We start from the raw sequence: 22,592 nt of genomic DNA on the forward strand, positions 1-22,592 counted from the left end.
TCCTAGATGATGAGCTTCAGCGCCGCTGCAGCAACCGCTTCGGACGTTATGTTGAAATGCCGGTAGAGGTCGGGGGCAGGGGCGCTGGCGCCGAAGCCGGTCATGCCGACGAAAGCGCCGGTCTCGCCGATCCAGCGGTCCCAGCCCAGCCGGGCTGCCGCTTCGATCGCGACGCGCGGCGCCGAGCCGAGAACGGCCTTGCGGGTGGCGCTTTCCTGCTCCTCGAAAAGCTCCCAGCACGGCATCGACACGACGGCGGCGGCGACGCCATGCTCGGTCTCCAGCCTTTCGGCGGCAGCAACCGCGATCTCGACCTCCGAGCCGGTGGCGATCAGGGTGACGGCGCTGTGCTTTGCCGGCTCGCGCAGGATGTAAGCGCCTTGGCAGGAGCGGTTCTCGTCGCTGTGCGACCGACGCAGCATCGGCAGGTTCTGGCGTGACAGCACCAGGACGCTCGGCCGATCCTTGCTCTTTAGCGCGAGTTCCCAGCACTCCGCCGTTTCGATGACATCCGCCGGCCGGAAGACGTTGAGATTAGGCGTGGCACGCAGCATCGCAAGGTGCTCGACCGGCTGGTGCGTCGGTCCGTCCTCGCCGAGGCCGATGGAATCGTGTGTCATCACATAGATGACACGCTGGCCCATGAGCGCCGAGAGCCGCATCGCGCCGCGCGCATAATCGGCGAAGCACAGGAACGTACCGCCATAGGGCACGAAACCGCCATGAAGCGCGATGCCGTTCATGGCGGCCGCCATGCCGTGCTCGCGAATGCCGTAGTGAATGTAGCGGCCGGCATAGTCACTCGGCGCAATGCGGTTCATGCCCTTGGTGATCGTGAGATTTGAATGCGTCAGATCGGCCGAGCCGCCGACGGTCAATTCCGTTGCGCCGTTGATGACCTCGAGCGCCATTTCGGAGGCTTTTCGCGTCGCCACCTTGGTTGCCTTCTCGACATGTTCGCGACGAAAGGCGTCGAGCGCTTCGAAGACCGTGTCGGGCAGTTCGGCGGCGACGGCGCTCTCGAAAGCCTCGCGCCGCGGCGAGGCGGCAAGCCGCTGCTCCCAGCCGCGCCGCATCGCTTCGCCGCGACCGGCAATCTCGCGCCAGGCGAAGAGGATATCATCCGGCACCGCGAACGGCGCGTGGGCCCAGCCGATGTTTTCGCGTGTCGCGGCGATCTCTGCTTCACCCAGCGGTGCGCCGTGCGTCTTCTCGGAACCGCCGAGATTGGGGGCACCCATGCCGATCACTGTGCGGCAGGCAATCAGCGATGGTCGATCCGACCGCCGCGCCGCCTCGATTGCCGCGGCGACTGCCTCCATGTCGTGGCCGGCGACGCTTTGGACATCCCAGCCGGCGGCCTTGAAGCGCGCCGGCTGGTCCATCGACGTGGAGAGGGAGGTCGGCCCGTCAATGGAAATCGCATTGTCGTCCCAGAAGACGATCAGGCGGGAAAGCCTCAGGTGACCAGCGAGGTCTATCGCCTCGTGACTGATTCCCTCCTGAAGGCAGCCATCGCCCGCAATCACATAGGTATGATGATCGACCAGATCGGTACCGTAGCGGGCGGCAAGCATACGTTCCGCCAGCGCCATGCCGACCGCCGTGGAAATGCCCTGTCCGAGCGGTCCGGTGGTGGTCTCCACGCCAAGCGCATGGCCGTATTCCGGATGTCCGGCGGTGCGGCTGCCCAATTGCCGAAATCGCTGCAATTCCTCGACCTGCATGTCTTCATAGCCGAGCAGATGATGCAGCGCGTATTGCAGCATCGAGCCGTGGCCGGCCGAAAGCACGAAACGGTCACGGTCGGGCCAGTCCGGCCTCGACGGGTCGATATTGATGAAGCGGTTGAACAGCACCGTTGCGACATCGGCCATGCCCATCGGCATGCCAGGGTGACCCGAATTCGCCTTTTGGACGCTGTCCATCGCCAGCGCGCGAATGGCGTTCGCCATGTCGCGCTCCGAGACGGGAGCGGTTGTGGTGACGGGCTTCAGTGCTGTTTGGCTGGTCATTGCATCCTCCTCACGACACACGGCTCTTGCGTTCAATCAATTGCAGGATGAGCGGCGTCAGGATCAGCTGCATGGCAAGATCGAGCTTGTTGCCTGGCACCACGATGGAATTTGGCCGCGACATGAACGAGTCGTGGATCATCGACAGCAGATACGGAAAATCGATGCCGCGCGGATTGGCGAAGCGGATAACCAGCATCGATTCGTCGGGCGTCGGAATCCAGCGCGCGATGAACGGGTTGGACGTGTCGACGATCGGCACGCGCTGGAAGTTGATGGCGGTCTGCGAGAATTGCGGGACAATGTAGCGGACATAGTCGGGCATCCGGCGCAGGATGACGTCCATCACCGCCTCGGTGGAATAGCCGCGTGTCGAACGGTCGCGATGGATCTTCTGGATCCATTCGAGATTGATGACCGGCACGACGCCGATCTTCAGATCCGCATGCTTGGCCAAATTGATCGTGTCGGTGACGACACAGCCGTGCAGCCCTTCGTAGAAGAGCAGGTCGCTGGGAGCGAATTCGCGCCATTCGGTAAAGGTTCCCGGTGGCGTGCCGTGCTGCTTTTCCTCTTCCTCATCATGAATGTAGGTGCGGGTCTTGCCGGTTCCGCGGCGGCCATATTCCGTGAACACCTCTTCGAGAATTCCGAGTTCGTTGGCCGCGGCATTGAAATGGGTGAAGTTCGGGTTGCCGGCCTTTTCCTCCTCGGCCACCTTTGCCTTCATCGCCGCGCGGTCGTAGCGGTGGAAGGCGTCGCCTTCGATGAAAGCGGCCTCGATGTTCTCGCGCCGGAAAATCAGCTCGAAGATGCGCTTGACCGAGGTCGTGCCGGCGCCCGACGACCCGGTGATGGTGATGATGGGGTGCTTGGCTGACATGGTGCTGCTCAGGCTCTGAACAGGCCGCGGCGGCTGAACAGCGGCGCACGCTCACCGATGTTGCTCGGCTCTGTGTGGTAGCGGGTGATGCGCGCGACTTCCCGCGCCGACCCGAAGATCATCGGCACGCGCTGATGCAGGCTCTCGGGTTCGATTTCCAGGATGCGGTTGATCGCATCGGTGGCGGCACCGCCAGCCTGTTCTATGAGATAGGCGATCGGGTTGGCCTCGTAGACGAGGCGCAGCCGTCCCTGACCATAGCCCTTGCGCCGATCGCCGGGGTAGAGAAAAACGCCGCCGCGCATCAATATGCGGTAACAGTCGGCAACCAGAGAGGCGATCCAGCGCATGTTGAAATCCTTCTCGCGCGGTCCTTCGGTGCCCTCCAGGCAGTCGTCGACATAGAGCCGCACAGCCTCGTCCCAGTGCCGGTAGTTGGCGGCGTTGATAGCGAACTCCTGAGTGCGTTGCGGAATGATCCGGCTTTCATAGGCCTGGACGAAGGTGCCGAGCCTTGTCGAGAAGACGAAGACATGCGTGCCGCTGCCGAGCGACAGGACGAGTGCCAGTTGCGGCCCATAGATGAAGAAACCGGCGCCTAGCTGGTTCACGCCCGCCTGCAAGAAAGAGGCGGCCGGATCAGCGTCCGGCGCGCCAGTTGCGGTCAGGAGCGAGAAGATCGTTCCGATCGACACGTTGGTGTCGATGTTGGAAGAGCCGTCGAGCGGGTCGATCGCGATGGCGAGTGGCGCTTGGCTGTCGAGCAGGACTGGCTGCTCCAACTCCTCGGAGGCGTAAAGCGCGACTGGCGCACGGCGCATGGCGTCGAGGAAGATGTCGTCGGAGAAGACGTCGAGATCCTTCTGAACGTCGCCGTCGGCATTGGCGCCACGGGTTTCGGCAAAGGCGGCGCCGAGCACCCCTTGGTTGATGGTGTTGCGGATCTTGATGGCGGCCTGTGTCAACTGACGGGCGGTCGTCACTACTGCCGAGCGGAATTCGTCAGGCTGGCCGAGATAGGAGTTCAGAAAAGCGTCGAGCGTTGCCACTGGCATCGTAACCTCCCGGTCCGGTCGCATCTCCTCGGAGCGGCTGGACTGGAGGAATGGAAACAAAGGTCGGAAGATAAGTAAAATTCAATAACTTTACTGACTCATTAAAAATAATTTAGTATGGGGCATGAGGAACCTCACGCTCAAGCATTTCAAGACCGTCCAGGCAATCATCAAGTGCGGCAAAATTGTCAGCGCAGCCAAGATGTTAGGCCTGTCTCCTCCAGCGCTGACAATCCAACTGCGGCAAGTGGAGGAAGAATTCCAGCTGGCTCTGTTCGACCGAACATCGGACGGCATGCGTCCCACTGCCGCAGGTCTGGCTTTCGTCGAGACCGCGCAGGCTATCGATGAGCATCTCGGTTTGCTCGAAGACAAGATGGATGCCATCAAGGGCGTACGCACCGGCAGCTTGAGGCTCGGCGTCGTTTCCACCGCCAAATATTTCGCGCCGCGGCTGATGGCTGCGTTCATGAAGGACCATCCCGACATCGACATGCGGCTTGCCATCGGCAACCGTGCCCAGACGATCGACAACCTCAAGAACCACGACATCGATATCGCGCTGATGGGGCGTCCGGCAAAAGAGGTTCCGGTGCGTGCTTCGGTCTTCGGCGATCACCCGCTGGTCATCATCGCGCCGCCCGACCATCCGTTGGTGGCGGCGCGCGATATCTCCAAGGAACGGATCGCGGAGGAGCATTTCCTTATTCGTGAGCCCGGCTCTGGAACCCGCATCTCGTTGGAAATATTCCTGAGCGACGTGCCTGGGCGCATCGACGACCTCGGTGTCGAGATGGCCTCGAACGAAACGATCAAGCAGGCGGTGATGGCTGGTCTCGGCATCGCCTTCATCTCTGCCCACACCATCGCTGCGGAAACCGAAGCAGGCCGGCTTGTCATCCTCGACGTTGTCGGCATGCCGATCCGCCGGCAATGGTTTTCGGTGATGCGAACCGATCACGCGATCTCGCCGGCCATGGCCACGTTCACCGATTTCCTGATGCGCAAGGGCGCGATGTATCTGCCCCTTTTCGGAAAGCTATATCCAGACAAGGCGGGATGACATTGCACGAACACGGCGGATGAAAGCCCGGTGGAGAACGCTCGCGATCGTTGGTGTTATATAAGCAATATGTTATGTTGCGGTGCGAAAGAGCGGGGGCCACGTCCTTTCACACCCGTAAGCGATCCGTATGTGCAACCCCTGCAGAAACCTCCCGGGTAGGGTTCGGGAATTCGATGGGGAAAAGGGGTAATGCTTTACACACTCGTTATGATGGTCTGCCTGACGGATGTACCGCGGACCTGCGAACAACGCGAACAAATGGTGGACGGTATGGCGATGAACCCCGGGACCGCCTTCATGCAGGCGCAGCCGCTGGTGGCTCGGTGGATCGAGACGCATCCCGGTTATTTCGTGCAGCGCTGGCGTGTGCTGCCTGGCAGGGGGTCATGAGGCAGGCGGCCAAGATCTATTTTTTCACGAGGAGCGTTTCTGCGACGGTCTTCGACAACTGGTAAAGCCGCTGCTCGATTATCGTGGGCACATCGCAGACATAAGTCAGCGACTGGACCCGTTCGGTGAAAATTCGCGTCGCGAAATTCAGCTGGTCGGTTCGCCGTTCGACTTCGTCCGGATCCGCATCGGCCTTGGCGCGCAGCGCGTCGACTTCGGATGCTTCCTTGCGCAACTGCGCCGCCATTTCGAGCTGTTTGTGGGCATAGCGGGAGATGCCGGAGATCACGTGCGAACGCTCGGCGTCCATATGGTCGAACAGTCCCTGCACCAGCATCGCCATTTTTGGCGCAACCTGCTCGGGCGGCAGGGAAGTCGCGAAATCCTTGATCTCTTTCTGGGCTTCGGCAATCGGCGTCCGCCGGGCCGCCACCGCCTCGACAAGCGCCGACACACGGGCATCCTTCGCCCAATCCTTCGCGGTCGCGGGAAGCTCCGGCCCATTCCAGATCTGGCCAAGCGAGAGCTGTGGCACCTTACGCTGCATGCAAGGCCAGTCGGGATCGGTGTTTGCCGCGCCGGCGCCTCCCATCGAGGCAAGCGTGGCGACCACGACGAGAGTGTGAATAAGTCTCATTCGCGCCATCAGGCGTTTCCTCCCATGTCCTGCTTGCGGATCACCAAACCGCGCGAAGGGTCGTATGCGATGATGGCGCCGCCCAGAAACAGCAGCGTGCAGCCGGCGACGACGCCCAGCGACAGCAATTCGATCTGCCCGTAGAAGGCAAAGCGGATCAGTTCGACGGCATAGGTGAACGGGTTGCAGAGGCAGATCTTGTAGAGCAGCGGGCTCGCCTCCTGGATGCGCCACAAGGGATACAGCGCCGGAGACGCGAAATAGCCGGGAAAGATGACGAAGTTCATGATGCCGGCGAAGTTTTCGAGCTGCTTGATCAGCGAAGACAAGAGCATGCCGAGCGCGCAGAGCATCATGCCCGACAGGAACAGTGCCGGCAGCACATAGAGGTAGCCGAGTGGCGGCGCCTTGACGCCCCACAACCAGGCAACGATCAGGAACGCGTAGACCTGCACGATCGATACGGCCACGCCGGCCAGCATCTTCGACACCAGCAGGAACCAGCGCGGAAACGGGCTGACCAGCAGGATGCGCATATTGCCCATCTCGCGGTCGTAGACCATCGACAGCGAAGATTGCATGCCGGAAAACAGCAGGATCATGCCGCAAAGGCCCGGCGTGATATAGACCTCGTAGAGCACATAGGTCTTGTAGGGTGGGATGATCGACACGCCGAGCACCTGGCGAAAGCCGGCGGCGAAGATAAACAGCCAGACGAGTGGCCGGACCAGCGAGGAAATGAAGCGTTCGCGCTGGTGCAGGAAGCGCAGGCACTCGCGCAGGACGACACCTTTCAGGCAAATGAGATAGTGGCGCAGGCCGAATGGCTCAGACCGCACTGGCATGATGCCGACGACCTTTCCGGGCATCGCAGGAGCGCTCATGGTGACGTCTCCGCCAGGCCCGCCGCATCGACGCGGCTGAGCTTCGAAAAGGCTTCACGAATCGAATTTCCGCCGTTCGCGCGGATCACATCCGACACCTTGCCGCTCGCGACCAGGTCACCCCGCCGCAGTATGACGACATGGTCGGTGTCTTCGACTTCGTCGATCAGATGCGTGGCCCAGAGCACGCCGATGCCCTCTGCCTGGACGAGCTTGCGGATGGTGTCGAGGATGCCCGCGCGAGACTCGATGTCGAGGCCGACGGTCGCCTCGTCAAGCAGGAGCAGGGAAGGTCGGTGAAGCAGCGCCCTGGCGATTTCGATGCGCCGCATCTGACCGCCGGATAGGCTGCGTGCCTTGTCGTGCTGGCGGCCCTGCATGTCGACCGTTTCAAGCAGCGCGGCAATGCGCTGGCGAGCTTCGCGTCCGCCAATGCCATGCAGCGAGGCGTGGTAGGAGAGATTCTGGTAGACGCTGAGGTCGAGGTCGAGCGTGCGTGCCTGGAACACGATGCCGACCCGTCTGAGTGCTTCGCCGGACGCGCGGCGAATGTCATGGCCGAAGATGCGGATCGATCCGTGACGCGTGTCGTAGAGGTGGCTTATCAGTGAGAACAGCGTTGTCTTGCCGGCCCCGTTGAGGCCGAGCAGAACGGTGAAAGTCGCCGGCGCGATCGAAAAGGAGACGTCGTTGAGCGCCCGCTTCTGGCCATAGGAATGGCTGACGGCGCCGACATCGAGCGCCGCCACCTCTTCTCCCGGACCGTTTGTCCTCATATGCTGCATGCCGGGTCGCTCCTTCAGGACGCGTTGGCTATCTGGCGCCCCTGGTCGCCTTTGTCTCACTTGATCGTAATCTTGCCCTTCAGTCCCTTGTCGGCAAGGTCGGGAACCGACCAGGTATATTCGCCCGGGCGAACGGTATGGAACTGCACCTGGATCGTTCCCGCGTCGTCGAATTCCAGCCAGGCTGGTCCGCCGTCCATATGCACTTCCAAATCGTTGATGACGATCTGGTCCATCCAGACATTGCGGAAGAGGTCGGTCACGAACTTGTATTCGAAACCGCCTTTGGAGGTGATCTTCCAGCGATAGCCCTGGCCGGCGATCAGCTCGAAATCCTTCTGATTGACGGCGTAAGTGGAATCGGCCGAACCGATAATCAATTCCGGCAGGTTCTTGCTGGCACGCGACGGTTTTGGCGTTGCATCGTCGGCGTTTGCTCCGATCGGAGCAAGGACAAGTCCGGCGAGTGCGGCGAAGAAAAACCTGCGGCAAAGTTTCATGTCTTGAGCCTCCCGATGATCAATGTCTGCTATTGGGGCGAAATGACCACACCCCAGGGCTGCTGGCCCACGGTGAGCGATTGGACCGGCTCGTCGGTGGCCGTGTCGATGAAGGTGATATCGTTGGAATTGCCATTAGTGGTGATCAGCGTTTTCTGGTCGGGCGTGAAGGCCAGATGCCAGACGCGCTGGCCGACGAGGATGTATTTCTCCACCTTGTAGGTATCGGTATTGATCACCGCGACATGGTTCGCCGGGCCGAGCGCGACATAGGCTTTCTTGCCATCGGCACTGATGGCGATGCCTACCGGCTGGATGGTTTCGGCCCGCAGTCCCTGAATCGCGAACTGGATCTTCTTCACCACTTCGCGTTTGGCGTTGTCGATGACGCTGACGGTGCCGCCAACCTCGGCGCTGACCCAGACCTGCGTGCCGTCGGGCTTAAAGTCGGCGAAGCGCGGGCGCGTGTCGACCAGCACGTTGTCGGTCACCTCATGCGTGCCGGTGTCGATGAAATGCGCCATGCTGGTGGTTTCCGAGGTGTTGACCATGGTCTTGCCATCGGGGCTGACACCCATGCCTTCCGGTTCCACGCCGACCGGAATCTCGGCCAGGACTTGCTTGCTTTCGACGTCGATGGCGGTGACGAGATTATCGTCCTCATTGGCGACATAAAGCGTCTTGCCGTCCGGCGAGAGCACGAACAATTCGGGATCGGGGCCGGATGGCAGCGTACCGACGATTTCAAGCGTCGCGGTATCGATGATCTGGACCGTATCGTCATCGCTGGCGCATAGGTAGACGAACTTGCCGTCATGCGAGATGGTGATGCCGCGCGGTCTCTGGCCGACTTCGACGGTCTTCATCACCTGCATCGTCGCCGTGTCGACGACGGTCATCGTGTTGTCCTTCTCGTTGGAAACGTAGGCCGTATAGGCCGATGCCGGGCTGCCTGTCAGGCCGGCCGCGAGAATGGCGAATGCGCAAGCTCGTTTCTGCACGCAAATTCCTCCCGATTGACTCTACTTGAGAGCGCATTTCGTTTCCGGCTGATCGACACCGAGCGTGTCGAGTTCGGAGACCTGGTGAAGATAGCCCTCTTGCGGCGATGTCGAGACGACCGACTTGGTGTCGCCAAGCAAGATCGGCTGGCGAAGCTGGAGGTTCCATTTGCGGAAGGTCAGCTTCTGCCCCTTGAAAGCAGCAACCGAGAAATCGTCCGAGCGGATATAGTCGCTGATCTTTTTCGCATCGTCGCCCTTGGTGCGCGTGGTGGCTTCGCCGACCGCCCGCACCGCCGTCCACGCCGACATGTCCCTGGAGAGCATCCGCCGTCCCGTCGTCTTCAGGAAGCGGCTCTGCATCTGGATGCCGCCCCATTGTTCGCTGGCGGGATGCCACGACGATGCAACCAGACCGGCCGTGCCGGCGACCAGCCGCGGCGTCCAGGTGCGGTAGGGCACGTAGGTGCCGAAAACCTCGCTTTCGTCGGCGACAAGCACCACGTCATGCTCCGGCAGGTCTTGCGTAAATACGGAAATCTGCTGCTGTATCTGCGTGGCGCCGGTGTCGGTGCGCCTGGCTGTGCCGGTGTCCTTGAATTCCTTCTCGGCGACGATCTGGCCGCCGAAGCGGGTTGCCGCACGGCGCAACGCGTCGGCGTAGAGATGATCCTGCTCATGCGATCCATAGAGCAGCACCCAATTCGGCCACTTCTTCACCATGAGATACTGCGCCAGCGCATCGGCCAGCATGCTGCGCGTCGGCGCGATATGGAAAACGTTGATGCGGCAGTCCTCCTCGCGAAGGCTGTCGTCGGCGGCGCCGACGTTGAAGATCAGCACGCCTTTGTCGCGGGCGATGTCGGCGATCGACAGCAATTGTTTGGCTGAAAGATCGGCGACCACATAGCGGTCGCCCTTGGCGATCAGGTTCTCGAATGCTCGAACCGCGTCGCCTTCGGGCTTGATCTCGGTCACGTCGAGGCTGAATTTCTGGTTGGTGAACTTTCCCGTCGTATTGTTGTCGCCGATCGCCACCTCGGCGCCGGCGACACCTTCGTCACGTGGCGGCAGGTCGAGCATGGAAAGCGTCAATTGCGGTGCGTAGGCCCGCAAATAGCCTATCTTGATTTCAGTTGTCTTTTTTTCCGGCTTCGCCACCGTTTCCTGGCCTGTCGCGTCGGAAACGTTGACGGTCAGGGAAAAAAAGCACAAAAAGGCAGCGAGAGTGCCTGGCACCGCGCTCGTCATCGATAGTAATTACCCATACTTGCGCAAAGGTTCGACGGTTGCCGGACCCGCGCCCAGTCAAGGTGCCCATGATCAACTTAGCCGACCCGCAAAATTTATCAAACCCTATCGGACGACTTTTCGCGCCTGCCGGAACGGTGCGGAAAGTCGCCAGCGTCGATTCGCGTGGCAACACCGACGAGACGTGGCGCAGGGGCATCGACCGCCTTTATAAAAACGTCTTGTCCTCCAAACTGGAGAAACTGTTCAAATGACCAGAATGCTGGCAAGCGTCACCGGCATCGAAGAGGCGGAGATCGCTCTTTCTGGAGGTGTCGACATCGTCGACCTGAAGAACCCGAAGGCGGGAGCCCTGGGCGCGGTGTCCACGGAAACCATGCGCCGAACCATTTCGTTCATCGCTGGTCGGGCTCCGGTCAGCGCGGTCTGCGGCGACCTGCCGATGGAACCCGAAACGATCCGCATCAAGGCCGAAGAGATCGCGGCGACCGGCGTCGACTATGTGAAGATCGGATTTTTTCCTTCGGCAAATATCTCTGCCTGCGCACAGGCGCTCGAACCGCTCGCCGCACGAACGAAGCTGATTGCCGTGCTGTTTGCCGATCTGGCGCCGGACTTCGAACTTCTGCCGATATTCGCCAGGCATCGCTTCCATGGCGTGATGGTCGATACCGCGCAAAAGGGGAAGGGCCGGCTGCTCGATCATCTGCCGCCGGAGCGTATTCCGGGATTCGTCGATCGCACGAAATCGCTCGGTCTGATGGTCGGCCTGAGTGGATCGCTGGAAGCTCCGGATATTCCGCGCCTATTGCCTTTCGCTCCGGATTTTCTCGGCTTTCGGGGGGCGCTGTGTGGCCATTCCGGTCGCACGAGTTCGATCAGCGCCGAGGCGGTCTCGCAGATTCGAGAATTGATCCCGGCGGAATCCGGGACCGGCGGTCAATCGAGTATCGACTATCGCCTGTTGGCGGCGAGAGGCTATTCGCCGGACACCGATCCGACACTGGGCACGGACAGGATTTTTGTGCGGGATTTTGTACTGCCGGTCCAGATCGGTGCCTACAGCTTCGAGCATGGCCATACTCAAAAAGTGCGCTTTGATGTGACCGCCGACGTGCTGCAAATCACCGACCATCCCGAGGACATGCGCCATGTGTTCTCCTACGACATCATCATGGACGGCATTCGCACCATCGTCGCGCGGGGCCATATCCAGCTCAGCGAGGCTTTGGCCGAGCAGGTGGCAGCGCACGTCCTGGAGAACCAGCGTGTCGTGCGCGTCACGGTAAGGGTGGAAAAGCTCGAGCTCGGACCTGGCGGCGTCGGGGTCGAGATCGAACGCAAGCGCCAATCGGCGGGACGCGGCGCTGCCTCCGGCACTGCTGGCCGAAAAGACCGAAGCGTTGTCTTCCGGCCGCGCCAGGAACGCCCCGAAATGCTCCGACGGGCCATCGTCAAGCTTGGCGGCAGCACGGCCCACGCGGCGGAGATGAAGAGCTGGATCGCAGCGCTGGCGGGTTCCAGGCTGCCGATCGTCATCGTGCCCGGCGGCGGGCTCTTTGCCGATCATGTGCGCGAGGCGCAGACACGCATGGATTTTTCCGACACCGCCGCACATGCCATGGCGATCCTGGCCATGGAACAGTTCGGCCATGTCATCCTCGACCGGGACGAAAGGCTGACGCCGGCACGGTCGCTGGGCGAGATTGGGCGGGCGTTGGAGGCGGGGAAGGTTCCGGTGTGGCTGCCGTCGTCACTGGCACTGCCGGCGCTGGATGTTCCGGCCTCGTGGGACATTACCTCCGATTCTCTGGCCGCCTGGCTTGCCGGCAAGCTTGGCTCAGACGCGCTGTTGCTTATCAAGCAGACCGGTGCATTCTTCGACAGCGATACAGCTGACAGCCTGAGGACCCGAGGCATTGTCGACCCGGGTTTTGCCGCCATGCTGCCCGACGGCGTCGATTTCCATCTCGCCGGTCCTAAGGATGCTGCCGAGGCCGGCGCGATGCTCGCGTTGGGCAAGCTGCCCGGCATCAGGATCGTGGCTTCAACAGGGTCGTCGGCAAAGAAGGCGGGATAGCCGATGGTGAAGCTGCATGTGCCGCGCTGGGCATGGGTTATGACGGGTTCCGGGCATTTCTTTACGGAGAGCTTCGCACTTGTTCGCCAACTCGAACATTGCGATGTCTTCGTGTCGAAGGCCGCCAACGAAGTGCTGCGCATGTACAAGCTTAAACTTGATTTCCCGGAGACGACGCGCGTGCTGCACGACAAGACCGCGAGTGCGATTCCTGTCGGCGAATTCTACCACGGCGTCTATCACACGGTCGTGGTGGCGCCGGCCACGTCCAACACGGTCGCCAAATGCGTGCATGGCATTTCCGACACGCTCGCCACCAATGTCTTTGCCCAAGCGGGAAAGTGCCGTGTGCCAGCCATCGTCTTTGCTTGCGACACCGCACCGGAACTCGAAACCCAGGCACCGCACGGGCTGGTCAAGGTCTATCCGCGCAGGATCGATCTGGAAAATACCGAGCAGTTGAAGAGTTTCGAGCGGACCCAGGTGGTCGAGTCGCTCGCTGATCTCGAAGCCTCGCTCACACGGCGACAGGCCGAACTCGCAAGCGATGGCTGAGCGGCTGGTTTTTCTTACCGGCCATCTGGCCAAGGCGCGGCTGGAACGGCTGCTGGCCGGGCTGGGCAAAACCGAATTCGCGTGGGAAATCGTCGACGTCGGCGTCAAGGTCGCCGCGCTGATGAGCGAGGACATTGTGAAGCGTCGGCTCACTCTGACAGGAGACGTCGACCGCGTCATCCTGCCCGGACGCTATCGGGGAAACATCGAGCACCTGTCGGAGCATTTCGGCGTGCCTTTTGTGCGCGGCCCCGACGAGATCGCCGACCTTCCGGCCTTCCTTGGCCGGGCGGGCAAACCGCCGGATCTGACGCGTCACGATATGCGCATCTTCGCCGAGATCGTCGATGCGCCGATGCTGTCGGTCGAGGCACTGATGGCGAGGGCCTCGATGCTAGCTGCGGCCGGCGCCGATGTCATCGATCTGGGCTGCCTGCCGGAGACGCCGTTTCCGTTGCTGGCGGAGGCTGTGCGAGCGCTCAAGGCACAGGGATTTATGGTCAGCGTCGATTCGGCCAGCGTGGACGAACTGACGATCGGGGCACGCGCCGGCGCGGACTATCTTCTCAGCCTCGACGAGAACACGCTGCCGTTGATCTTCGACCATAGGGCTACGGCAGTGTTGATACCTTCCACGCCTGGCGATCTGGATTCGCTCGGCCGGGCCATCGAAGCCGCGCAAAAGGCCGGTATCGCCTTCATAGCCGATCCCGTGCTCGACCCGATCCATTTCGGCTTCGCCGTTTCACTCGGGCGCTTCATCGAGGCGCGGCGCCGCTGGCCGGACGTCGAATTGCTGATGGGCACGGGCAATCTCACCGAATTGACCGACGCGGACAGTTCTGGTGTTACGGCCGTTCTAGCGGGACTCTGCTCGGAACTCCGGATCCGAAACGTGCTGGCGGTGCATGTCAGCCCACACACGGTGCGGACGATCGAGGAGCACGATATCGCCCGCCGCGTCATGTTGGCTGCTTGCACGGACGGCGCCTTGCCGCGCGGCTATCACCCAGGCCTGTTGCAGGTCCACGATCGCAAGCCTTTCACAGCCTCAACCGACGATATCGAAGCATTGGCGGCCCAGGTGCGCGACGCCAACTTCCGGATCGCGGTAGCCGAGGACGGCATCCATGTTTTCAATAGCAAAGGGCATGCAGTTGCCACGGATGCGTTCGAACTTTTTGCCGGGCTGGACGTCAACGCCGATGGCGCACACGCTTTTTACCTCGGCGCCGAACTGATGAAGGCCGAGATCGCGTGGCGCCTCGGCAAGCGTTATGTGCAGGACGAGCCGCTCGCATGGGGCGTTGCCGCGCCGGCTCCCGAACCCGACCGTACCCGTCTTGCCGAGCCGGGCAAGATGCTCCGCGCAAGGAAAGAGCGCTAGGACCATGCCCTACATTCGCGAATCGATCATCACGACGGTCAACAAGGCAGGCAACGTCCACATCGCGCCGATCGGCATCATCGCCGAGAATGACGGCTGGGTGATTGCGCCCTTCCGGCCGTCGGTCACGCTCGACAATCTCGCCGAAGTGCCGTTCGCCATCGCCAATTATACCGACGACGTGCGTGTCTTTGCCGGCTGCCTGACAGGCCGCAAGCATTGGCCAATCGTTCCGGTTGACGGGTTTCCGGTGCCAAGGCTCGAGGCCGCGCTGGCGTATTCGGGCCTCGAGGTCCAAGCGGTCGATGACAATGGCGTGCGCCCCCGCCATTTCTGCCGCGTGGTGCGGGAGGAAGCGCTTGCGCCGTTCACCGGCCTTAACCGAGCCAAGGCGGCGGTGCTTGAGTTGGCCATCCTGGTCAGCCGGCTCGGCATGCTGCCGCGCGACAAGATCGAGGCGGAAATCGCCTACCTTTCGATCGCCATCGAAAAGACGGCAGGCGACGGTGAAAAGGAAGCCTGGGGCTGGCTGATGCAGCGTGTCAGCGATCACTTGACCGCCAAAAGTTCCGGTAGCGAGGACGCGCGGGCTTAGGCCGAGCGCCGCATCCTGCTTACGACGAATATCCCGCCAAAAGCGCCACTGCGGACGCGGGTGCCGCGCTGCTCGCTTGGCCGCGAACGGTGCCATCCGCGGGGATGATGTCGGCGAAATCGACGTAACTGCGTTCCATGCGTTGGGCCAGTCGCTTGATCTGCCAGCGACCGCTTCCGGCGCCGACGATCGGGACGTCCCGAGGCAGGGTTCCGGCAACCAGCGACGCTGCATCGTGCACCTTGCGCAGTTGCTGCTCGCTGAACCAGCGCGCGATTTCACCCCATTCCGGCGAGGTCAGATCAGTGGCGTCGCGCCCCACCATGCGCGCCAGCCGCGCGATCGAGCCATCCACGGTCTTTTCCTTGCCGTCGGCGGGAGGGTGCCTGTCGTCGTCCTCGTCGAGCACGCCCAGGATGCGGTGAGCGTCGGCGATCGAGGCGAAATACTCGTTCATCAGCGGCGTTAGCCTGCCATGGACGGGAGCCAAGGAGGCTACGCCGAACAGGAATGTCCTGGTGAAGCCGGTATAGACCAATTCGCCGGTTAGAAGCCGTCCGGCGTCGGTGTAGCCGTCATTGGCCACGGCGCCGTTCTTGATGGCAATGATATCGGTGGTGGTGGAGCCCATGTCGACGAACAGGGCATCGCCGGCGAGTTTTGCCACCAACAAGGCTGTCGCGTGCCAATTGGCGGAAGCCACATCGGCGGCTAACTGCGCTGCCCGCTCGACCCCGACGAAACCGTATGGTCCGGCATAGACCAGCTTTTTGTCTGTGGGGAAATGGGTGGAAATCTGACCCAGCAGAGCCGCTACGCCGACATCGCGGGACGGAAAGATGTCCGACAGTTCGCCTGTCATGGTGAATGCGTTGAGATCCGCACCCGCGTAGATCGGAGCCGTTTCGTCGAGGGCTGAAGCCAGCTTGTGCAGCCCTTGCCAGAGCGGCGTTGCAATCGTTACCGCCTCGACGATGCGACCGTCTTGTGCGCGGGTCACCTTCAGATGCGCGCCGCCAATGTCGAAACCGGCAATGATGCCCTTTCTTTTTTCCACGCTTCAAGCTTTCATGACGGGGGCAATTGGTCGGTGAAAAAAGCGTTGCGTATCATTCCGGTTCTCGACCTGAAAGACGGCGTGGTGGTTCGCGCCCAGCAGGGGAAACGCGATCGCTACAGGCCGATCGTTACGCCGCTCAGCCGAAGCCCTGATGTCGTGGCGGTCGCTGAAGGACTGCGTGGGCTTTATCCTTTTTCGACCTTCTACATCGCAGATCTGGACGCTATCGAAGGCGGTGTGCCAAACAGCGACGCACTCGCCCGGCTGAGGACGATGGCGGAGCCGCCGGAACTTTGGGTCGATGCCGGTGTGGCCGACGAAAAGACACTTTTGGCGGCGCTTGCCGAAAGCTCGCTGTCTCCTGTTCTGGGCTCTGAATCGCAGCGGGACGACATGTTGCTGCGGCGTTTTCGCGATCATCCCGATCTCATCCTGTCCCTTGATTTCGTCGGCGATAGTTTTTGCGGACCGCGTTCTCTTCTCGATGAGCCCGAGCTTTGGCCGCAAAAGGTGATTGTCATGACGCTGGCCAAGGTCGGTGCGGCCGCCGGCCCCGACTTAGGACGGTTGCAGGAGGTCAAGGCCAAGGCCGGAAATCGCGCCGTCATCGCGGCCGGCGGCGTCCGCGACGAGAACGATCTCAGGGCCTTGTCCGCAATGGGCGTCGCAGCGGCGCTGGTCGCAACCTCATTGCACAACGCTACGCTCACGCCCGGCCGCCTCGCCTCACTCGGCGCCTGACAATCGTCGCTCGTCAGCTCCCGAAGGGCGAGCGCCCTTCGGGAACTGACGTTTCAAAAGCCCAGAACCTTTTTCAGCCGGCGCAACAGACCATCCGTCTCAGAAGAGGGTTTTTCCTGTGCGGGGCTGTCTCTTGTCTAGGCTGCGAACGGATGCTTGACCTTGTCGCGCTGGGCCGTTGCTTCGGCGGCGGTCGGCGTTCCTGCAACGGCGCGCTGGATAGCTTCCTTTGTCGCCTCGTAATTGTATTTCTGGATCTTGGCGTCGTCCGCCGCGTCCCAATGGATGAATACCCCGACGCAGATGAACACGTCGTCCGCTTCGTTGGCCGGAATGGTCCCGTCCGCAACGCTGTCCTGCACGGCCTTTGCCACGGCGTGCTGCGCCGGGCCGAACATCTGGACCGCCTGCTTGGCGCCCTTGATCGTGACCTTGTTGAACATCACGGTGTTGGGCTTGCATTGAAGATTGGGCGCGATCACCGCCAAAAGCGAAGTAAAGCCGTCCTTGTTGTTGGTAAGCGCGTTGCAGAATGCCGTTTCGACCGCGCTCCCCCGCGGGCCGATGAGCAGGTCGACATGCGCGACTTCGTTGCCGTCTCCCACCAGCGATTCACCGACCATAACCTTTGAGATTTTTGCCATGCCAATTTCCTCCAAGACACAATTATGGTGTCCACGGACGCTGCAACCGAGCAGGCGCTCGATGGACAGCTATCCTTGTTGGCAGCGTCCGGATTTGCCCGGACCGGTTGGCTAGATAGCCGCGGAAGCACAGCTTCCACTTTTGGAAGTCAAGCACCAACGCCGCGATTATGCAAGGTGAGGGCGAGGGTGTGGACTAAAAGAGTAGCCACGGTGAGGTCGGCCGAGGTGCCGGGGTTGATGTTGTCGGTCTTTAACCGGCGGTCGAACTCCATGAGCAGGCGAATGCGCGACGGTTCGTCGCCCTCCGTATGGAGCGCCGCCTGAACGGCAACGGCTTCCTGCCGCGCCTGATTTGCGACGTCAACGCCGTGCTTGCGCATCACATGGCTATCGGGGAAGCCGGCGAGAAACGCCATGTAGACGAATACCGTCGGCCACATGCCGGTTTCTCCACGTGCCAACGCTCCATCCAGCGCGGCGAGCCCGACCCCGAACACGTCGCCGAAACAGCTGCCGTACTGGCGGGCGATCATGTCGCGGTCGGCGGCCTCCCGCATCGCGTCCAGCAAATGGACCTTCGGCTCCTGCCGCACATCGTTGGCAGCTTCTCCGAGGCCGCCTGGCGCGGCCGTGACGATCGCCTCGAATACCGCCTTGGTATCCTGCACGCTCAAAGCCCGAAGCAGCGAGTCGAGATTGTCCTGCAGTCTGTCACCGCTCATTTCGGCGGCGCATATCAGTGGCCCTGTCAGAAGGATGATTCCGAGATTGGTATTGGTTGCGACCGCCAGTCGGGTCGCGCGCACCGCCTCCAGCATGCGCTGTCCGACCGGCAGACGAGGATCGGTCAGCGGCCCGGAGGAAACCTCCGCACTCATCATGAATTGGGCGGCCGACATGCCGTGTCCGTCGGCGAACAGATGGACGTTGCCCGGTTTGAGGGCTTCGATCTCCATCCTGCAGGCATCCTTGTAGCTGGCCCGGAGGCGTTCACGCGATAGCGCCATCCTAGCGGCCCTCACGAATTCGCAGGCGCGGCGAAACGGTAGGGCCGCGGCGCGGCGGCCGCTTCGGCGCGGTCGGCCAGGAGTTTCAGCAAGGCATCGGCGATTGCTTCGGCGATGTTCACGGCGACCACCGATTGCAATCCCGACCAGGCGGGCATGCTGTTCACTTCGAGTATGAACAGATTGCCGTCGTCAGCCCGCACGATGTCCACGCCGGCAAAATCCGCGCCGACCGCAGCTGACGCGGCGACAGCCAGCGAGGCCAGTTCCGCCTTGCCATGTTCGGAAACCTGTTCCGGCACGCCGCCCCTGTTGACGTTCGTGATCCAATCGTCGCTGATGCGGCTCATCATCGCCACGGTCTCGCCGGCGCAGACAAAGACGCGAAAATCCCGGAAAGGCGGACCGGCACGCGACACATATTGCTGAAGGTAGTAGACGCTGTTCACCTCTTCTGCAGCCGGCAGGTCCGAGAGCGTGCGGATCAGCTTTATCCCGCGGCCTTGCGCGCCGAACAATGGTTTCAGCACCAGCGGTCCCCGCGGAAGCTCTTGCGCCGCGATCTCCTCGGCGACGGCAAGTCGTTCTACGGCAAAGGTGCGTGGCGTAGGCAGGCCGGCATTTTTCAGGAGGAATGTCGTCATCGACTTGTCGACGCAGCGCTCGATCGCCTGCGCGGAATTCCACACGGGAACCGACAGTCTGCTTAACGCATGCAGCACGCCGAGGCGCCGGGTAATCGCTTCGAACGATCCGGCGGCGATCGAACGGACGAGCACGGCGTCGGGCAGCGTGCCGCCGAAGCCAGGGATCGAAAGCCCGCTCGGGCTGCTGGTGTCGAATGCGATCGCCGCCAGCGGCACGGCTGCAACGGCGGCGCCTCGCCGACCAAGCCCTGCCGCCAGGCCGTTCGAGCCAGTGTCCACTTTGTCGCTGACGATCAGGATGCGAGGGATCATGTGGCCTCTCGGGTGCGGGAATGTCGGCGGCGCGAGCGATTCCACGCCCTCATTGCCGCGTCCGCGACGGGGCTGCACGAAATGCAATCGTCGGGCAGGCGAATGACAGACGAATCCCTTTGCACCGCCATGCTCTAGCCGAGACTTCGTTCGAGCATCTTCAGATCACGCCGACCGGCGCGAAACGTATCGCCGGTTTCGATCGCTGTCACGATCACTTCGGCCGGGCTGAACAGCAGCGGGTCGATGGCATAGAAATCGCCCTTGAACCGCGCGAAGATCTCGGCGAAGGGTTGGCCATAGTCCCGTGAGGCGCTGCTTGGGAGTTTTTCCGCGAGTTTGCCAGCTTCTTTCGCCGATCCTTTCACGAAGAGCTGGACGCTGCCGCCATAAATGATGGCATCGTTGGTTCGGCCCATGGCGGTCAGGAAATCCGGATGGGGGGCGGGGATCGGAGCCGTTCCGATGCCATCGACGACGTTCTCCAGCGGGAATTTGAGATCGTTCATCTTGTGCAGGGCAACCTCGAGCGCGCGCGCAACGATCTGCACGCCGCCGGCAAGGCTTTGTGTCGGCGCATAGAGGAAGGTGAGCTTTTCCGTCGCCAGTCCAGTTGCCTTGCCCACTTTCTCAACGATCGCGCGGGGAGGCGGTTCGGCCGTCTCCAGGATAAGCACCGCGGACGATGCGATGTCGCGATAGGAAAGTGTTTCGAACAGCGGTTCGACCCGGGCGAGCGCCCGCGCCGGCCCAGATCCCATGGCGAAATAGTCCTGGCCAGATAGATTCCAGCCCGCATATTGGCTGCCCAGGCAGGCTAGCACCGGCTGCGAAGAGCGCGCTTCGACGGTGAACGGCCATTGCTGTGACGCGCGATCCATGAACACCGAAACGCTGCCGAGACCGCCCATCGCGGCCTCAGCCATGCGCAGCCCGGCTTCGACGCTGCCGACGGTTTTGGCGCCGGCATCGATCAGGCGCTCGCCCAATGGTCCCCTGGAGACGACGATACGCAGGCGTTCGGCGTCGCCGATCATGCCGTCAACGATGCGCTGTGCATTGTCATTCAGGAATGCCGAACCGTCTTTCATGTCCGGTCTCCTTCCCATTGGAGTTGCAATTGACTGGCTTGTCCCTTGATGAGCCGCTTGGTCGATTGGACGCTCGGACCGCGAGCGAAGACCGTGCAGACAGGGTCGCCGGCAATCAGACGGGTGCCAGCCGACTGCTGGTCCGCTGTCCATTCAGGCCAGGCGATCGACGGAAAGTGAGTGATTGGCGTCGCGGCGTAAGTCACCATCGACGCCATCGAATCGACGAAGCGCGGCAAGCGGAAGACCTGACCCGTCGCGGCGCGCAGATGCGCTTCGATCAATGGCGCTTCGACATCGTCGAAAATGTCGAGGGTGGCGCCTGGCCTCGGATTGATCTCGATGAACTTGTAGCCATCCGGCCCGCGGATGAGATCGGCGCTGCACAATCCAACCAGGCCGGCGCGCCGCGTCAGACTTGAGAGCCAACCGCCGATGAGCGCCGCCTGTCTGCGATCGAAGCGTCTCAACCGCACGGCGCCGCCGTAGCGATAGGGCGCTGTCGGGGAGGGGGACGTCCACTGTTGGCTGAAGCCCACGATGTGCGCGGTTTGCCCGTTGCCGACGAACAGGGCCGAGATGCTGCGTCCGGCAACGAAGCGCTGGAAATAGCGGCCGGCGGTCGGGCTTTCTCCGGCTGCTCGTCTGACGTGCCCGCCGCCGGCGCCGCCCGCGGTCTTGACCACCCAGTTCTCCGGATCAGGCGGCTGGTCCCATCGCAATTGCGGATGCGGGATGCCGAGTTCGGCGCAATCATCAGCCAGCAACTGCGGATCCTTGATCCTGCGGATCGCGCCGCCGCCATTGCCTGCGAGCGGAAAGTGTCGCGCGATCTTGTCCACGGTCTCAGGCATCCGCTCAAACCCAGAGCCTAGGATAATGGCGACCGGGAGGTCGTCGCCAGCCAATCGCCGAAGCGTGTCGATGATGCGCTCGCCATCGACGCCCCCCTGCAGGTCGCCCGGCAATATCGTCGCGCGTTCTGCGAGCGCGACGGTGTCCGTATCGCAAAAGAAATCGGCGACCAGCGGACGATAACCGGCGCGACGCGCGGCGGCGGCCAGCGCCCGGCCTGAAATTGCCGCGATCAAAAGAGATCCGGCGTTACTTGGCAATCTCGCGTGCAAGGGAAAACGCTTCCTGAAAATAGAGCGTGATCGTCTTTTCGGATTCGATCATTCTTTTGAAGAGACCGAATTCGACCTTATATTTGACATTGCCAATGGCAAGCGGACCAATGCCGACAGCTTTTGCCGTTTCGAGTGGATCACCATTGGCATTGACGGCCAATCCTTCGATGCCGGCCGGGGGAACAGCATTGACGTCGGCCGCAATAAGCAGGTCATTGCCTTTCAATTGGGCTTTGGAGACCACCTGGACGCCGGCTTTAGCGCAAGCCAGGATAATTTCGTTTGCCTCGACCAGCTTTGTCTTGCGGGCGTCGCTCGATCCGTCAGCGGCATCGACGATGATGTTGAATCTGCTTTCGATCTCGGCCGCGATCTGCTTGACCCTTTCGATGCCGTCATGGCCGACAAGTGTGACCCGTGCACCTTCCTCTGCCGCGATGACGGCGGTGCAGAAGCCGACGACGCCGGTGGCGCCGAAAACAGCCACCCTCGTATCCCTGAGCCCACGCTGGAATTTCTTCTCCAGCGCCTTTTCGACCTTGGCCACCATCGCCGCGGCCGTGGTGAACGAGCCGGCCGGATCGGCAAATACCGAAACCTGGAAAGGCGGCACCATCGCCTTCTTCGCGGCGTCGAACATGTCGAGCGCCAACGAGGCATCCTTCCCGGCGATGAAGATGCCGGTATCGACACCCGCATCCGGCGGGCGCGAAAAGATCGCGTCCTGGACCAGGCCTGTCACTTCGGCGAGGCTTACATCGACATAGGGGACGACGGCGTCGAAACCTGCGTCGAGCGCCATATTCACGTCGAAGGGGCTCATCTGCTTCAACGGTGTCAGCATGTGCAGGATGTGTTTGCGGGCCATTTCTT

At 61.9% G+C, this 22,592-nt stretch carries 23 protein-coding genes; 7 read left to right on the forward strand and 16 right to left on the reverse strand.

The features are described 5' to 3' along the window. Positions 1 to 2 precede the first annotated feature (2 nt). The 3 genes from tkt to NKH52_RS08990 are packed head-to-tail and all read right to left on the reverse strand — an operon-like array spanning position 3 to position 3,953. Positions 3 to 2,015, reverse strand: a complete 2,013-nt coding sequence (tkt, locus tag NKH52_RS08980; protein WP_352729620.1) for a transketolase — start codon at positions 2,013 to 2,015, stop codon at positions 3 to 5. 10 nt (positions 2,016 to 2,025) lie between these two features. Further along, a complete protein-coding gene (locus tag NKH52_RS08985; protein ID WP_128303320.1) occupies positions 2,026 to 2,898 on the reverse strand; it encodes a phosphoribulokinase in 873 nt (290 codons plus the stop codon). 8 nt (positions 2,899 to 2,906) lie between these two features. Continuing rightward, a complete protein-coding gene (locus tag NKH52_RS08990) occupies positions 2,907 to 3,953 on the reverse strand; it encodes a class 1 fructose-bisphosphatase (RefSeq protein WP_352729622.1) in 1,047 nt (348 codons plus the stop codon). Positions 3,954 to 4,077: 124 nt separating this feature from the next. Between NKH52_RS08990 and NKH52_RS08995 the strand changes: the two genes are divergently transcribed. Continuing rightward, positions 4,078 to 5,016 carry a LysR family transcriptional regulator gene (locus NKH52_RS08995; RefSeq protein ID WP_352729624.1) on the forward strand — a complete coding sequence of 313 codons (939 nt, stop codon included), beginning with the start codon at positions 4,078 to 4,080 and terminating at the stop codon, positions 5,014 to 5,016. A 192-nt stretch (positions 5,017 to 5,208) separates the two neighbouring features. Then, the gene (locus NKH52_RS09000) at positions 5,209 to 5,409 is read left to right on the forward strand and encodes a hypothetical protein (RefSeq protein ID WP_352552657.1); all 201 of its coding nucleotides are present in this window, start codon (positions 5,209 to 5,211) and stop codon (positions 5,407 to 5,409) included. Positions 5,410 to 5,425: 16 nt separating this feature from the next. On the opposite strand, the gene NKH52_RS09005 is transcribed toward NKH52_RS09000, so the two are convergent. The 6 genes from NKH52_RS09005 to NKH52_RS09030 all read right to left on the reverse strand — a co-directional run bounded on the left by NKH52_RS09005 (position 5,426) and on the right by NKH52_RS09030 (position 10,467). Next, a complete protein-coding gene (locus NKH52_RS09005) occupies positions 5,426 to 5,863 on the reverse strand; it encodes a hypothetical protein (protein WP_352729627.1) in 438 nt (145 codons plus the stop codon). Between the two features lie 191 nt (positions 5,864 to 6,054). Next, complete coding sequence (locus NKH52_RS09010; RefSeq protein ID WP_352729809.1) at positions 6,055 to 6,891, reverse strand: lanthanide ABC transporter permease protein PedC; 837 nt, start codon at positions 6,889 to 6,891, stop codon at positions 6,055 to 6,057. A 35-nt stretch (positions 6,892 to 6,926) separates the two neighbouring features. After that, positions 6,927 to 7,715: a lanthanide ABC transporter ATP-binding protein PedB/LutE gene (locus NKH52_RS09015; protein ID WP_127293339.1), complete on the reverse strand. Its 789-nt coding sequence runs from the start codon at positions 7,713 to 7,715 to the stop codon at positions 6,927 to 6,929. 56 nt (positions 7,716 to 7,771) lie between these two features. Next, complete coding sequence (locus tag NKH52_RS09020) at positions 7,772 to 8,215, reverse strand: hypothetical protein (RefSeq protein WP_352729629.1); 444 nt, start codon at positions 8,213 to 8,215, stop codon at positions 7,772 to 7,774. Between the two features lie 29 nt (positions 8,216 to 8,244). Continuing rightward, positions 8,245 to 9,216 carry a YVTN family beta-propeller repeat protein gene (locus NKH52_RS09025; RefSeq protein WP_352729631.1) on the reverse strand — a complete coding sequence of 324 codons (972 nt, stop codon included), beginning with the start codon at positions 9,214 to 9,216 and terminating at the stop codon, positions 8,245 to 8,247. Positions 9,217 to 9,237: 21 nt separating this feature from the next. Beyond that, positions 9,238 to 10,467 (reverse strand): lanthanide ABC transporter ABC transporter substrate-binding protein PedA1, encoded by a 1,230-nt coding sequence (locus NKH52_RS09030; RefSeq protein WP_352729633.1) that lies wholly within the window; start codon positions 10,465 to 10,467, stop codon positions 9,238 to 9,240. A 250-nt stretch (positions 10,468 to 10,717) separates the two neighbouring features. Between NKH52_RS09030 and NKH52_RS09035 the strand changes: the two genes are divergently transcribed. From NKH52_RS09035 to NKH52_RS09050, 4 genes are read left to right on the forward strand one after another with little or no spacing between them, the layout of a single operon-like run. Then, positions 10,718 to 12,547: a (5-formylfuran-3-yl)methyl phosphate synthase gene (locus NKH52_RS09035; RefSeq protein ID WP_352729635.1), complete on the forward strand. Its 1,830-nt coding sequence runs from the start codon at positions 10,718 to 10,720 to the stop codon at positions 12,545 to 12,547. A 3-nt stretch (positions 12,548 to 12,550) separates the two neighbouring features. Beyond that, positions 12,551 to 13,102: a flavoprotein gene (locus NKH52_RS09040; protein WP_352729636.1), complete on the forward strand. Its 552-nt coding sequence runs from the start codon at positions 12,551 to 12,553 to the stop codon at positions 13,100 to 13,102. Then, positions 13,095 to 14,489: a DUF6513 domain-containing protein gene (locus tag NKH52_RS09045; RefSeq protein ID WP_352729638.1), complete on the forward strand. Its 1,395-nt coding sequence runs from the start codon at positions 13,095 to 13,097 to the stop codon at positions 14,487 to 14,489. The genes NKH52_RS09040 and NKH52_RS09045 overlap by 8 nt, the downstream gene beginning before the upstream one ends. 4 nt (positions 14,490 to 14,493) lie before the next feature. Beyond that, complete coding sequence (locus NKH52_RS09050) at positions 14,494 to 15,084, forward strand: DUF447 domain-containing protein (RefSeq protein WP_352729640.1); 591 nt, start codon at positions 14,494 to 14,496, stop codon at positions 15,082 to 15,084. A gap of 19 nt (positions 15,085 to 15,103) precedes the next feature. Here NKH52_RS09050 and NKH52_RS09055 read toward each other — a convergent pair whose 3' ends face one another. After that, a complete protein-coding gene (locus NKH52_RS09055; RefSeq protein WP_352729642.1) occupies positions 15,104 to 16,141 on the reverse strand; it encodes a hydantoinase/oxoprolinase family protein in 1,038 nt (345 codons plus the stop codon). Positions 16,142 to 16,174: 33 nt separating this feature from the next. On the opposite strand from NKH52_RS09055, the gene NKH52_RS09060 reads away from it, so the two are divergent. Beyond that, on the forward strand, positions 16,175 to 16,885 hold the full coding sequence (locus tag NKH52_RS09060; protein ID WP_352729644.1) for a HisA/HisF-related TIM barrel protein: 711 nt from the start codon (positions 16,175 to 16,177) through the stop codon (positions 16,883 to 16,885). A gap of 137 nt (positions 16,886 to 17,022) precedes the next feature. Here NKH52_RS09060 and fae read toward each other — a convergent pair whose 3' ends face one another. The 6 genes from fae to NKH52_RS09090 form a co-directional block, all read right to left on the reverse strand. Next, the gene (gene fae, locus NKH52_RS09065) at positions 17,023 to 17,529 is read right to left on the reverse strand and encodes a formaldehyde-activating enzyme (RefSeq protein WP_013532036.1); all 507 of its coding nucleotides are present in this window, start codon (positions 17,527 to 17,529) and stop codon (positions 17,023 to 17,025) included. Positions 17,530 to 17,678: 149 nt separating this feature from the next. After that, complete coding sequence (locus NKH52_RS09070; RefSeq protein ID WP_352729646.1) at positions 17,679 to 18,539, reverse strand: triphosphoribosyl-dephospho-CoA synthase; 861 nt, start codon at positions 18,537 to 18,539, stop codon at positions 17,679 to 17,681. 11 nt (positions 18,540 to 18,550) lie between these two features. Further along, the gene (locus tag NKH52_RS09075; protein ID WP_352729648.1) at positions 18,551 to 19,498 is read right to left on the reverse strand and encodes an ATP-grasp domain-containing protein; all 948 of its coding nucleotides are present in this window, start codon (positions 19,496 to 19,498) and stop codon (positions 18,551 to 18,553) included. 134 nt (positions 19,499 to 19,632) lie between these two features. Beyond that, the gene (gene mch / locus NKH52_RS09080) at positions 19,633 to 20,589 is read right to left on the reverse strand and encodes a methenyltetrahydromethanopterin cyclohydrolase (protein WP_352729649.1); all 957 of its coding nucleotides are present in this window, start codon (positions 20,587 to 20,589) and stop codon (positions 19,633 to 19,635) included. Continuing rightward, positions 20,586 to 21,680 (reverse strand): ATP-grasp domain-containing protein, encoded by a 1,095-nt coding sequence (locus NKH52_RS09085; RefSeq protein ID WP_352729651.1) that lies wholly within the window; start codon positions 21,678 to 21,680, stop codon positions 20,586 to 20,588. Before NKH52_RS09085 ends, mch begins: the two co-directional genes overlap by 4 nt. 13 nt (positions 21,681 to 21,693) lie before the next feature. Beyond that, complete coding sequence (locus NKH52_RS09090; RefSeq protein ID WP_352729652.1) at positions 21,694 to 22,587, reverse strand: NAD(P)-dependent methylenetetrahydromethanopterin dehydrogenase; 894 nt, start codon at positions 22,585 to 22,587, stop codon at positions 21,694 to 21,696. Positions 22,588 to 22,592: the final 5 nt, after the last annotated feature.

Origin of the sequence: Mesorhizobium sp. M1066 (genome assembly GCF_040318635.1) — a bacterium.
Taxonomy (GTDB): Bacteria; Pseudomonadota; Alphaproteobacteria; order Rhizobiales; family Rhizobiaceae; genus Mesorhizobium.